The following is a 13,152-nucleotide window of genomic DNA, read 5'->3' as shown; positions in this document are numbered from 1 at the left end:
GCGAATGAGCACGCATTTCACATCCGTAGACTCATACCATTCCACATGTCCACATATACCCCACATAGAACGCATTTCCACACAAACGAGAGCTAAACCTCTCCTCTACTCATTACCTAGTTTTTCAATTAATAATGCAACAAGCGCACTTCTTACGGGCATTTGCGAGATAAGGAGGTGTTCGTTTGATGCGTGCGCACCGTCACCAACGGGACCTAGGCCATCCAGAGTTGGCGCGAATTGTGAGGCAAAGCTGCCGTCACTTCCGCCACCACTTGCTTGTTCTTGTAGCTCAAACCCAAGGTATTCCTTTGCTAGACTCTTCGCTGTATCGAACATTTTTCCTATTTCAGGGGTCCTCTCCATAACAGGTCGATTGATACCACCTGTTACCTCAATCGTTAAACCTTCCTTTGATGGCGTTAAGCCCTGAATCAACGGAATGATCCTTTCAAATTCGGCGTTATTTTTCACGCGTAGATCGAGTTCTGCCTCTGCTTCTGCCGCTACCACATTTGAGGCACTTCCCCCTTTTACTAGACCGATATTTAAGGTTGTTCCTTTTTCAAAGTCGGTTAAGCCGTGCAGATAAAGGGTTTGGCGTGCCAATTCCTCGATGGCGCTAATTCCTTTTTCAGGCTCTATGCCAGAGTGTGCAGCCCGTCCTTTCACTCGTATGGTGAACATACCAACGCCTTTACGCGAGGTTTTCAGCTTACCTTCCGTTGAACTTGCCGCGGATTCTAACACGAGGACATATTTACTCTTTTTCGCTTCCGCTTCAATCAAGTCACGGGATGACTCACTTCCAATTTCCTCATCAGTCGTTACCAACATGACAACTCTAGATTTCAATGGGACTTGGAGGGTTTTGAGGGCATGTTGAGCAAACAATCCTTGGACAATGCCTCCCTTCATATCAAACGACCCAGGACCATATAACTTATCACCGTCAATACGGAATGGGAGATCTTCCAGCGTGCCCTTTGGCCAAACCGTGTCCATATGGGTCAAAATTAAGATTTGCTCTTCTCCCTCGCCAAACTCAAGGCGGAGATGATCGCCAAAATTGTTATCCTGAAAAATCTTTATCGAACCACCAATATATTTTTCATAAAGCTTCTGAACCTCCTTGCCCACCTGGTCCACAGCCTCTTTGTCATGGGATGGTGATTCCAACTCAACTAAACTTTTTAGAACCTCCACCATCTCAGTCTCTTTATCTTTTAAAAATTGAACAATGTTTTCTTCCATTACAATGCCACCTTTTGGGACCAAATCCACGTCCGTCCATTTTACACTTTGGACAACGAACCAGCGTCCTGTTTTATATTACAATATTACATAAAATGAACCCATGCTACTAGTTTGCAGCATGGGTTTTTAATTTTTTACTCGGCTACGGGTACTCTTTGTAAAAAGTGTTCAAGGAACTTGTTAGCGTCTACTTCAGTGCACACTTGAATTTTCGACTCTCCACTCCGATTCGGAACTGTCCTGCCGTCTTCCAATCCACTTTTCATTACTTCAATCCCAATGGATTCTGTTTTCACAATGCTTGGGTCAATTGCCACACCAACTGCCAACGGGTCATGGAGCCCACAGCCACCAATTCCTGGACTCGTCTTTTCATAGAAGTCGTGGTAAAAACCGACCACATTCGCAAAAAATTGGCCAGTCTCCGTTACCCGCCATGTTTCAACTCGATCTCTCGGCAACAAGGTTTGCAGAGTCACATCAAGTCCAACTAGCGTAATTGGTAAACCAGATGAGAGCACAATTTCCGCAGCCTCTGGGTCTGTAAAAATATTCGCCTCCGCATATGGTGTCGCATTTCCAGGTACAAAAACCGCACCACCCATAATCACAACGTCTCCGACAAGTTCAACCATCTCTGGTGCCTTTTGAATCGCAAGCGCCAAGTTTGTCAATGGACCCACTGCTATCACGGTCACCTTGTTGGGATGGTTTTTTACCTGTTCAATTATAAAATCAATTGCAGATACAGGTTCAGCCGTGGTTTGCGGTGTGAAATCCAACCTATTGCCTAAACCGTCTTCTCCGTGAACATGTTTGGCATATCCTTCTCTAGGTCCTCGGGCTACTGGCTTTTCAGCTCCCTCGTAGACAGGAATTCGTTTATCAAGTTTCTCTAATACGGCCAATGTATTTCGTGTCGCTTCACGAGCGGTAACATTTCCATAGCATGTCGTTAATCCGATGATCTCAAGTTCAGGTGAATTCACCGCGTACGCAATCGCCATTGCATCATCGATTCCTGTATCTACATCCAAGATAACTTTTTTCATCTTATACCTCCTTATGTCCCTGCAGGACGGTTATGGTTTCCTTGAGTGTTGGCATCGAGGTTTGAGCACCCTTTTTAGTGACGGTAAGTGCTCCTACGATATTTGCAAATTCGGTTGCTTCTTGCAGACTCTTCCCGCTGACGAGTGCTGTTGCAAGTGCACCTGCAAATGCATCGCCTGCTGCTGTTGTGTCGACCGCTGTCACTTTGCGTGCCTCAACAGTAAACGTTTCGGATTTCCTCGACACAACAACTCCTTTACTCCCTAGCTTTGCAAACACGGTACCCACGCCTTTTTTTAAAAGCCCTGCACTTGCCGCTTTCGCAGACTCAATATTTAATATCTTTGTACCAGTAATTATGCCTAATTCACTCTCGTTCGGCACTATAAAGGTTATCTTTTTATAAAGTTCATCTGGTAGTTTCTGTGCAGGCGCAGGGTCTAGCATCACTGGAACATTGTATGTATGAGCGATGTTAACCGTTTCGATGACCGCCTCCAACGGAATCTCAAGCTGCAGCATAACAAGTTTTGCATCCCGAATGACATGTTCGTACTTCTTCACATATTCAGGAGTAACGTGGTCATTTGCTCCAGGTGAGACAATGATGCTATTTTCCCCTTCTGTGTTAACACTAATAACTGCCACGCCAGACGAAACATCTGATACTTTTTCAATATATTTCGTGTCTACCCCTACTTCAGATAATCCTTTTAAAAGCTGTTCACCAAAAATATCGTCACCGACTAGGCCGAGCATCGCAACAGAGACTCCAAGCTTCGCCGCTGCATAAGCCTGATTCCCCCCTTTTCCTCCGTTGCCTGTAAAAAAACCCTTGCCCATAATGGTTTCACCCCATTCGGGCCGCTTACTCACATTTACCACCATATCCATATTCAAACTACCTACAACCACAATCTCCGCAGTCATTGTTATCCCCCTATTGGACAAAGATTCACAGTCCCCATACATTTTTTCAAGGACAATTTAACGGTCCACCTGTAAAAAAACGTGATAATAATATAGAATATTATAGACAAACTAATAAACAGTAGCAAAATTGGAAATTTGGAGGAATATACATATGCATAAAACTGCGGACATTATGGAAGCAAAAGACTATATTTTAAGCAAAACCGATCAACAACCTACGATTGGCATGATTCTAGGATCTGGTCTTGGAAGTTTGGCCGATGAGATTGAAAATGCAATCGTCATTCCATATAACGAGATTCCACATTTCGCAAGATCAGAAGCGGTTGGTCATGCAAATGAACTTGTGATTGGTCAACTGATGGGGAAAACCGTAGTGGCAATGAAGGGACGTTTCCACTATTATGAAGGCTTCTCGCTAGATGAAGTAACATTTCCTGTTCGTGTCATGAAAGCACTTGGCGTCGAAAATCTACTGATTACAAACGCATGTGGTGCTGTTAATACAAGCTTTAAACCTGGAGATTTAATGTTAATTACAGATCACATTAATCTAGTTGGAACAAACCCTCTAATTGGGATGAACAACCCAGAGTTAGGAACTCGCTTCCCTGATATGTCCGAAGTGTACAATAAAGCACTTCGCGGAATTGCTTCGGATATTGCAAAAGATAAAAACATTACCCTACATGATGGTGTATACGCATGGTGGAGTGGACCAACATATGAAACGCCAGCAGAAATCCGCATGATTCGTACTCTCGGTGCTGACGCGGTAGGAATGTCAACTGTTCCAGAGGCAATCGTCGCAAACCACGGCGGAATGAAGGTACTTGGTATCTCTTGTCTTACCAATATGGCAAGCGGCATCCTCGACCAACCACTAAGCCACGACGAAGTTATCGAAGTTGCAGCTCAAGTTAGGACCCAATTCATAGACTTGGTAAAAGGTGTATTAGAAAGAGTATAATCATTTATGTGTGGCCCCGCGTGAGGAACTACGGTTTCGTCTTGCGCGGGGATTTTTGTTTTTGCTAAGGGATTCGGGTCTTTGGAAAGGGGGTTGCGCTCTTGTACAAGGATTTGCGTACTCGCATCAGGATTTGCGTCTTCATTCGGGGATTTGCACTCTCACACAAGGATTTGAGTCTTCACACAAAGATTTGCGTTCTCACATCGGTATTTGCGTCCTCAAACCAAAGATTTGCGCCTTCACACAAGGTTTTGCGCTCTCGCACATGGATTTGCGCACTCAAACAAAGGTTTTGCGCTCTCACACCAGGGTTTGCGTTCTCACATCAAGATTTGCACTCTCACACATGAATTTGCGTCCTCACACCGGGATTTGCGCTCTCAAACAAAGATTTGCGCTCTTGTACAAGGATTTGCGTCCTTGCATCGGGATTTGCGCACTCAAACAAAGATTTGCGCCTTCGCATCAGGATTTGCGCCTTCGCTCAGGGGTTTGCATCGCAACCTAAGTATTAGCTCCCTTACCCTGATACCAATCAAATAATCAATTACATACATCATTACCACAATCTTCTTACATACTAATATACAATCACCCACTTGCACCTCAAATTCGTCAAACTTCATGAAATTCTAATTAATTTTGACATTTTCAGACATTCTTGTAACCTTTTCTTTTTACAAACGTCTAATACATGTGGCCTATTTTTATCAGCTAGCAAACTACGAAAAAGGGGTTGATCTATGTGAGTCGTACTGAGCGCCATTCGAAAAAGAAGACGAAACGAAAATGGCCGAAAATTATTGGAATCATAGCTCTTGTTTTAGTGGTAGCCATCGGTGGATACGCCGTTTACTTATATCAAACTGTGGCAAGCACGGTTGGAAAAATGCATGAGGAAAGAGATCCTTCGGATAAGCGTGAGAAGAATATTGATATTAGCAAACAGGATCCCATTTCCATCCTGCTCATGGGTGTGGATGAACGTTCGGGTGATAAAGGTCGTACTGACACTCTAATTTTGATGTCGGTGAATCCTCGTACGAATTCCATGCAAATGCTAAGTATTCCGCGTGATACACGTGTAGAAATTGTTGGTAAAGGTATACAGGATAAAATCAACCATGCCTACGCATTTGGTGGGGTTAACATGACCATTGATACCGTTGAGAATTTTCTCGATGTGCCCGTTGACTACTATGTGAAGGTGAACATGGATGGTCTCAAGCAAATCGTTGATGCACTAGGCGGTGTTCAGGTTAACAATACATTTGCATTTTCTTATGAAGGTTCATCCTTTGCGGAAGGTCCACTGACTCTAAATGGAGAACAAGCTCTAAGATATGCAAGGATGCGTTATGATGATCCTCGTGGTGACTTTGGTAGACAGGATCGCCAAAAGCAGGTTATCCAAGGAATTATTAATAAAGGAGCAAGCTTTTCATCTGTTACAAAATTTGATGATATTCTTGGGGCGCTTGGAAATAATGTCACAACCGATATTTCCTTTGGTGAAATGAAAACAATCCAAGCGAATTACAAAGATGCTCGCCATAACATTGAGCAATATAGCATCAACGGTGTAGGTAAAACCTTAGATAGATGGTATTGGATCGTTTCCGAAGAAGAACGCCAGGCTGTCTCATCACGATTGAAACAACATTTGGAGATCGAATAATGAGAACCTCATGAACAGGTTTTGTCACAAAGCAACCAGTATTATGCTGGTTGTTTTTTTATGCTTTACATGTTTTCCTCCATTTTCCACATACTAATGGGACAGGTGGACAAGATCAGTGTCCCAAAGGGAGGTACATGGTATGAAAATCAAATCTTTACTTTGTATAGCACTTTTATTTGTTATGGTTTCACCTGCTTCTGCAGCGAAAAAGTCTCCGTTTTTGGGTGTGAGTGCAACGGTTGTGCAGGTTGAGGATGGAACGTTTGAGGTAAAAACAAAAGGTGAAGAGGAGAATGAAGGATTTGTTTTTTCACCTAAAGGAGTGAAAGGTGGAGAAACAATTGTGTTTGAGGTCCAGGTAAAAGGTGATACTGCTGTCTTTTTACTGGTCGACGAGACCGATGCACGAGGAACCTTTTTAGCAGAGAACGCCTCTGCAGTGATTGGCTTGCATGAACCATGGCGGACGATTCAACTTGAGGTTGAGCTGCAAGACACCACTTCACAAATCGATGCGATGGTCCTCACCAATAAGAAAGAAAAAACAACATTTATGTTTCGCAACGTTAAAATGAGAGTAAAAGAGTAAAGGATGCCTGTAATTGCATAGGCATCCTCTTGGTTTAGACATGGTGACAAGTTCCCTCTACTCCGCGACAAAGAACCTGCCAAATTAATTCATTTTAAATTTTTGTATTAGCTTGTTTAAATTACCTGCGGTTTCTTCAAGTTGTTTTGCACTTTTTGCAACTTCCTCCATTGAACTACTTGATTGTTGGGCAGTTGCGGATACTTCTTCGACACCCGCTGCAGATTCCTCGGCGACAGATGCGATTCCTTCAATTGCTACGCTAATATCCCTCGTATCATCCAGTACCCCATATAGCGAGTTCGACATGGAATCAATCTGCGACCCAATTTCTTCAATTGATCGCTTTAACTCATTAAATGTTTCGCCTGTTGTTTGAATTTGGGCAGTACCTTCTTCAACGGATTGGTAGCCATCATTTAAGGATTGCACGACCTGTCTTGATTCAGATTGGATGTCCTTTACAATTCCTGTGATTTCTGTAACGGATGTACCAACCTGTTCGGCGAGTTTTCGAACCTCGTCTGCCACAACCGCGAAGCCTCTACCATGTTCACCAGCACGCGCTGCCTCTATTGCTGCGTTCAAAGCTAATAGATTCGTTTGTTCCGCCACTTCCTGTATCACATTTACAAGCTTTGTAATTTCATTTGTTTTATGATCCAATCCGACCACCAGTTGATGAGACTGCTTCATTTTTTCATGAATTTGGCTCATTTGCTGAATCGACGTTTCCATATAGCTGCTTCCGTTATTCGTCACCGTTACTAATCCCTGTGACTGATCTTTTATCTCATCACCCTTAGCCGCAACCTGCATGATTTCTTGTGTGTAATGACTCATTTTTTCAGTTAAAGTCGTCGAGGAAGTTGCTTGGTTTTCAGCGCCATGAGAAAGTTGTTCCATGGTGACCGCAATTTGTTGACTACCCGCCATGACCTCATCCGCATACTGGGTCAACTCCTCACTCTGTCCCGTCACATTATCCGAGACAACAGCCATTTGTTTAACCATGCCCCTCAGGTTATCGTTCATATCATTGACCGCTGTAACAAGCTGTCCAATTTCGTCCTTCAACTTTGTCTTTATCGGTTCTGCCTGAAGCTCCCCATTCGAGATCGCCTTCATGCGGGTTGCGACATTTTTCACAGGTCTTCCAATCACTATAGACGTATAAATTGAAATAATCGTCCCCAAAATAAACACAGCCAGTGTTACTACAAGCCCAACCATATTTGATGATTGGCCATATTTGACTACCTGCTTGCCCATTGCGGTCATCTGTCTTTCACGCTCATTGGATAGCTTTTCAATCCGCTCTATTAGGTCCTTTGCTTTTGGTTGAACTTTTGTCTGGAGATGATTTGTCGCCAGTGCCGTTCCACCGTTATCATATAAGGTGAAGACATCTTTTTGAATCGTTTCTCGCCACTGTTTTGTTTCGTCTAAAAGCCCCTCGATCTCTTCAATTTCCATCGGACCTAATTTTCGCTCGATAAGGTCAAATTCTACCGAATAGATATCATAATCATTGCGATAAGAGGACTCCCCGTAAAGCACGTAACCGCGTGCAAGTCCAATACTCTGCGAAATATTGTATTTCAAACTATTTATTTCGAGTAGAACTGCAAGTTCATCAGAAACTACCTCTTCCGTCTGCTGGTTCATACTAGACACTGCCAAATAATTATAGGTCGCTAAACCTACACAAAGAATGATAATCGTAAAAAAACTAACGATTAATCTCGTGCGGATACTTTTCATGCATGTTACCTCTTTCTTGTATAATAGTAGAAATAAGTCAACAAAATAAGACCAATCCTGATTGAATGGCCTTAAGCACATCACATATTTGATCGAAAGATTGTTGCATTACAGTCTATGTATACGATTCCAAATACCCTCTCTCGTAATATATGATTTTCCACCTATTAGTATATAAGTTTTTACAACATCCAACAATATCCAACATCCAAATTCCCATTACTTTTTTACCACTAATTCTAGCAATAATCTCAAAAAATCATCCTTACTCGCTGGTAAAACCTCTGGCAACTCAACATTTACATTCATCTTCATCATCATAATCCCTCCATGTATGAAACAGGGGGACGGTTCTCCTGTTTCATTTTCTGTACGTTCTATCACTAGTAATCTAGTATTACCAGATTTTTGATAGATATACATTTACTAGAGGAAATTTTTGATAGAGTTGGTATTAACCGATTAAGGATAGTAATTTGCGATTATAGACAGGAATGTCGAGGTTAATAAACACAGGAAAAGAGGTTGAAACGAATGAAGCCAGCCCGAGGGCTGGCCTTTTATTTACGAATTGCGTCTAGTGCCTGTTCGATGACTCGCATATTTTTCACAGTTTCGCTAGCGCTGTACAGAGGTTGGTTGCCAGAAAGCACGCATGCTGCAAAATGCTCAACTTGTAATTTGTACTGGTCACCTTGGACCGTTTCTTCGCGCTGGCCAACGTCCGTATTCACGATAACCATTCCATTTCCACCTTGATTATCTGGCCGGAAAGCGTGCTTCACAAATATAGAACCTTTTGTGCCGACAACTTCATAGTGTTCCTTAAAAGGCTGTTCGAAGCTACAATCAAAATTTGCAATTACACCACTTGCAAACTTCAATGTACCTGCTGCCGTTATATCCACATCGTGTGTCGGATGAATACTTGCCGTTGCCTTCACCTCAACTGGCTCTTCACCTGTAATCAGACGACTTGCATGAATACAGTAGCAACCCACATCATACAGCACACCGCCACCAATCTCTTTTTTTAAGCGAATGTTATCTGATTGTAAGTCGAGAGAGAATGAAAAAGTGGAGCGAATCAACTTCACATCTCCAATTTCACCATCTGCAATTATTTCTTTGACACGTTGATGTTGAGGATGGAATTGATACATAAACGCTTCCATAAAAATCACATTCTGTTCGTTAAAAACCGCCGCTATTTCTTCCACATCTTCTGCTGTCAACGCAGCTGGTTTTTCACATAGGACATGCTTGCCATGCTTTGCAGCTTCAATTGCCCATTTTTTATGTAGCTGATTTGGAAGTGGTATGTACACCGCATCAATTTCTGGATCGTTTAATAAGTCGATATATGACTCGTAATGTTTTGGTATGCCTAGTTCTTGCGCAAACTCCTTCGCCTTCCCACTTTCACTCGCAACCGCTACAACCTGTGCGTTATGCGCGCGTTCCATCGCTGGAATTAAGGTATTTCGTGCGATTTTTGCTGTTGATAAAACTCCAAAGCGAACCTTTTTCATCTCGGTTCCTCCAATTTGTTATTTTTCAAGGCAAAAAAAGCCAGAGTACTCCTCTGACTTCATCTATTGGTAGTCTTGATTTAAGCGGATTGACATTCTTTCAATCTACCAATTAGGTCCTTCATGACCTCTTCAGTTGTAATAGAAGTGGTTTCGTCCACTTTTTTCTGGATGTCAATCATTATTTGTAGAAGTTGTTCAGAACTCATACTATTTACCTACCATTTTTTTATTTTCCAATTAAAATCCATTTTACACTATTCAACAAATTTTTCAAAGGAAATTTGTGACAAATTTGTGACAATAATTATTGTTTTCGCAATTTTAATAAAAAATGTGGTTCGTGATATTGAATTCGCGCAATAAAAAACAACCCCGCATAAGGAGTTGTTAGAGATCAAATTCGACATCATCGACCATTTTTTCATATCTTATAATTTCATGATGAAGGACTTTTTCTAGTTCTTTAAACTTTATTGAGATGCGCCCTGCTGGTACATCATACTCTTCGGCAAGCTCATCTTGAGTGGAAAAGCCTCCATATGGATAGATACTTTCAACCAAATAAACTAATGCAGCCTCGTATAGGCCTGTTTTAAGAATCCTCGGATTTTTCCGCTCACAATACTTGTGCCATAGCTCAAGTCCAATCCCCACAATTTCATAAGCGTAACCGTACTCCTCCATCCGAACCTGGAACAATTCGGCGACTTCTTTATGTTTTATTGATTTCCACTCATAGTCGTCCACTGTTATGGTCTCGTTTCCAAACATAAAAACCATAAATACATTGATAAATTCATGTGACATAAATTTAACTGGATTGGTCTCGTTACTATTTTCGAAGAGATCAAGAATCAGGTTCCTCATTTCACCAGCAAACTCTTTTGGCAATTCAAGAAAAGTTGGGAAAAAGATGGAGTTCGCCCCTGCAGGAAGTAAGGTTCCGAACACAAAATAACCTGCCTCCACTTCAGTTTCCGTCTCATAAATCCTCACCTGGTGCTGATCTCCTGTGAAAATATCTTGCACAAGCATATAGTTTCTCCGCTCATCGACTTTCATTACCGTATAGGCAGACGGTCTTGCCTCCTTCCAGCTCTGGAGAAGGTCTCGGGTGCGGGGACGACTATACTTTGGACCGTACATATCCACGTATTCTTCTAAGATGGTTTTTTCACCAACTGGAATTGAACAAATCACCCATACTCGTGAAAAGAATGAAAATAAATCATACACATCGTCTGGAAGCTCGTCAAATACATCCACATATTGTTCCAATACGTCATCAAAAAACTCTTCATACATATGGAGTGCATACTGAAACAAATCATGCTGAACATCATTCAACTCATTTTCGACTACTTGATCAATTGACACAACTGTGGACCGTCCACAGCATTTTTTATACTTTTTCCCGCTCCCGCATGTGCAAAGGTTGTTCCGTCCCATAACCTTCATGAATTTCATTCACCCTTCTCTTTTCACTATGACACTATCATATCACATTTTCCAGAAAACGGTGGGTCAATCGAAGATAATAATATCATTCATATCGGTTTAGTATGAGTTTATGTTGCTCTGTAAAATTATCCTACTGGTAGGCGTTGAGATATTGTCTTCTTGACATATCAAATGACTTTCAGATTTGGGAAGCAGCCAGTTTACTGTCACTATCCAGGAAATACTGTCACTATGTAAAAATTACTGTCACTATCTCAGATTTACCGTCACTATGTAAATTTTACTGTCACTAATCTGAATTACTGCACTAACTAAGTATCGGAAATCACTCTTCACTTAATATAAAACACTCACATTTCAGTGCGTTTTTGCAACTCGTTATAACGCTGATTTTTTCGAGTAATTTTAGTTACAACTCAATCCGAAAAACAATATGAATAAGTTTTAAAATAATAAAAATATAGTGATAAACAATAAATTATGTGTTAAATTTATTTTGCTGGTTAATTATGTAAAATGCACATAATTATAAGAGGAGATGGATTAAATGAAGAGAATATTACTACTTTCAATTGCTGTTATATCAATGATGTTTTTATCAGCTTGTTCTGAAATGGTAGGCACTCCTATTGAACCGAATGAGAATAATATGATCATTCGCATTAAAAACAACACGAATTTTGATTTTTATGGACTTGAAGCAAGCATCCTGAACCATTCACCAGGTATTGTAAATGCTGACGGATCTAAAATTAAAAAAGGAGATGAACTTACGTTTGAATTTCTTAAAAAGGATTTTGAGTTAGAGGGTGAAACTGAAATGGAATTATTCATTTTAACGGACAATAACGTAAAAGATGATGGGGATCGCGTCCCTTTAAAAAGAAAGATTCCACTTGAATTAGGAGCGAATAAGGAAATATTCTATTCACTTCGTGGTGATACGATCAATAACGCTGTTCTAGAAAGAATAAAATGAGAGTTCGAAACATGATACAGCAACGAACAAGCCTCTCCTTAAACGATGAGACTTGATTAAGGGACACCATAAAGACTAGGAAAAATATAAAATCCAATCCTAGTCTTTATACGTCTCCGTTTTTCATGTAATATTTTTCTTCGTTTCATATGATGGGTCTGCACTCATGCTTTGAGGTAGCATTTGAATCGAGTCGATAACACTGTCCAGTTTTGTTTCAATCCGATGCAACAAATAGAATGTCACGACGACAGGAAAGACAACCTCTTTAATAAAAAGGAGTAGGTCTTCCATCAAAATCCCCCTTCCTATAAATAAAGCCAACTCCCATAAGAGAGTTGGCCTAAGTTCCATTAAAGTTCAACTGGTTCTACATTTCGTTCCACGACACGTGCACCTTTTTTCTCTACAATCGGCCCACCAGGTGTTAAGAAAGCGTTCGATGAAACAATGATGTCCATAGCATCCGATACTGCTTGTGGATCCACTGGCTCGATTGGATTTTCAATCGAAACCGTTGTTGTTTTTCCATCTTCATTCATAAACTGCATTTCCAATGTTTTTGCCATCTGTTATTCCCCCTTTTTTGCATATTTCTCTAAATAAATTATTGACCATCACTAGAGAGCATGAAGCTATCATTACGCTCAATGTTTGTCAGTTGTAAGTCTTGTAGATCGATGATTGCAACTGCTACTGCATATAAATCAGCAGCGCTTACTAAAGGGTTTATATTATTGTAATTCTTGTTTTTATACGTCATTTTCCCTTTTTCATCTAGCCCATTTTCAAACACAAAGCGTAACTGTGTACGTTGAATATCTTGTGTTACTGCCATTGTCCCTCACCTCCTTACACCACTGTTATAGAGAGGTAAGAGCTAAAATGGGGCATCTTCTAAAAAAACAAAAAAATACCTCCACGAGG

The 13,152-nt window shown here is 41.1% G+C and carries 14 protein-coding genes; 4 read left to right on the top strand and 10 right to left on the bottom strand.

What is annotated here, in order from left to right:
* Window positions 1-105: 105 nt before the first annotated feature.
* The 3 genes from ACWPVE_RS10705 to rbsK all read right to left on the bottom strand — a co-directional run bounded on the left by ACWPVE_RS10705 (window position 106) and on the right by rbsK (window position 3,240).
* Entirely contained in the window at window positions 106-1,254 is a 1,149-nt protein-coding gene (locus tag ACWPVE_RS10705; protein ID WP_453993180.1) for a M20 family metallopeptidase, read from the bottom strand.
* A 137-nt stretch (window positions 1,255-1,391) separates the two neighbouring features.
* Window positions 1,392-2,309, bottom strand: a complete 918-nt coding sequence (locus ACWPVE_RS10700; protein WP_453993178.1) for a nucleoside hydrolase — start codon at window positions 2,307-2,309, stop codon at window positions 1,392-1,394.
* Window position 2,310: 1 nt separating this feature from the next.
* Window positions 2,311-3,240 (bottom strand): ribokinase, encoded by a 930-nt coding sequence (rbsK, locus tag ACWPVE_RS10695; RefSeq protein ID WP_453993176.1) that lies wholly within the window; start codon window positions 3,238-3,240, stop codon window positions 2,311-2,313.
* A 154-nt stretch (window positions 3,241-3,394) separates the two neighbouring features.
* Here rbsK and ACWPVE_RS10690 point away from each other — a divergent pair, with 154 nt between their 5' ends.
* The 3 genes from ACWPVE_RS10690 (at window position 3,395) to ACWPVE_RS10680 (ending at window position 6,486) form a co-directional block, all read left to right on the top strand.
* Complete coding sequence (locus ACWPVE_RS10690; protein ID WP_453993174.1) at window positions 3,395-4,213, top strand: purine-nucleoside phosphorylase; 819 nt, start codon at window positions 3,395-3,397, stop codon at window positions 4,211-4,213.
* A 748-nt stretch (window positions 4,214-4,961) separates the two neighbouring features.
* The gene (gene tagU / locus ACWPVE_RS10685; protein WP_453993172.1) at window positions 4,962-5,894 is read left to right on the top strand and encodes a polyisoprenyl-teichoic acid--peptidoglycan teichoic acid transferase TagU; all 933 of its coding nucleotides are present in this window, start codon (window positions 4,962-4,964) and stop codon (window positions 5,892-5,894) included.
* Between the two features lie 142 nt (window positions 5,895-6,036).
* The gene (locus tag ACWPVE_RS10680; RefSeq protein WP_453993169.1) at window positions 6,037-6,486 is read left to right on the top strand and encodes a hypothetical protein; all 450 of its coding nucleotides are present in this window, start codon (window positions 6,037-6,039) and stop codon (window positions 6,484-6,486) included.
* 84 nt (window positions 6,487-6,570) lie between these two features.
* Here ACWPVE_RS10680 and ACWPVE_RS10675 read toward each other — a convergent pair whose 3' ends face one another.
* The 4 genes from ACWPVE_RS10675 to ACWPVE_RS10660 all read right to left on the bottom strand — a co-directional run bounded on the left by ACWPVE_RS10675 (window position 6,571) and on the right by ACWPVE_RS10660 (window position 11,252).
* Window positions 6,571-8,250 carry a methyl-accepting chemotaxis protein gene (locus ACWPVE_RS10675; RefSeq protein WP_453993167.1) on the bottom strand — a complete coding sequence of 560 codons (1,680 nt, stop codon included), beginning with the start codon at window positions 8,248-8,250 and terminating at the stop codon, window positions 6,571-6,573.
* A 560-nt stretch (window positions 8,251-8,810) separates the two neighbouring features.
* Complete coding sequence (locus tag ACWPVE_RS10670; RefSeq protein WP_453993164.1) at window positions 8,811-9,782, bottom strand: Gfo/Idh/MocA family protein; 972 nt, start codon at window positions 9,780-9,782, stop codon at window positions 8,811-8,813.
* 80 nt (window positions 9,783-9,862) lie between these two features.
* Window positions 9,863-9,991, bottom strand: a complete 129-nt coding sequence (locus ACWPVE_RS10665) for a hypothetical protein (protein WP_453993162.1) — start codon at window positions 9,989-9,991, stop codon at window positions 9,863-9,865.
* A 181-nt stretch (window positions 9,992-10,172) separates the two neighbouring features.
* Complete coding sequence (locus ACWPVE_RS10660) at window positions 10,173-11,252, bottom strand: YecA family protein (protein WP_453993160.1); 1,080 nt, start codon at window positions 11,250-11,252, stop codon at window positions 10,173-10,175.
* A 541-nt stretch (window positions 11,253-11,793) separates the two neighbouring features.
* On the opposite strand from ACWPVE_RS10660, the gene ACWPVE_RS10655 reads away from it, so the two are divergent.
* A complete protein-coding gene (locus ACWPVE_RS10655) occupies window positions 11,794-12,225 on the top strand; it encodes a hypothetical protein (RefSeq protein WP_453993158.1) in 432 nt (143 codons plus the stop codon).
* Window positions 12,226-12,348: 123 nt separating this feature from the next.
* Here the strand turns inward: ACWPVE_RS10655 and ACWPVE_RS10650 are convergent, their stop codons facing one another.
* From ACWPVE_RS10650 to ACWPVE_RS10640, 3 genes are read right to left on the bottom strand one after another with little or no spacing between them, the layout of a single operon-like run.
* Window positions 12,349-12,519 carry a YvrJ family protein gene (locus tag ACWPVE_RS10650; protein WP_453993156.1) on the bottom strand — a complete coding sequence of 57 codons (171 nt, stop codon included), beginning with the start codon at window positions 12,517-12,519 and terminating at the stop codon, window positions 12,349-12,351.
* 59 nt (window positions 12,520-12,578) lie between these two features.
* Window positions 12,579-12,794 carry a DUF2922 domain-containing protein gene (locus tag ACWPVE_RS10645; protein ID WP_453993154.1) on the bottom strand — a complete coding sequence of 72 codons (216 nt, stop codon included), beginning with the start codon at window positions 12,792-12,794 and terminating at the stop codon, window positions 12,579-12,581.
* Between the two features lie 38 nt (window positions 12,795-12,832).
* A complete protein-coding gene (locus tag ACWPVE_RS10640) occupies window positions 12,833-13,063 on the bottom strand; it encodes a DUF1659 domain-containing protein (RefSeq protein ID WP_453993152.1) in 231 nt (76 codons plus the stop codon).
* Between the last annotated feature and the right edge of the window lie 89 nt (window positions 13,064-13,152).

This window comes from Bacillus nitroreducens (assembly GCF_964021195.1).
Note: the sequence above shows the minus strand (reverse complement) of the source record. Positions and strands in the feature narration are given on the sequence as shown.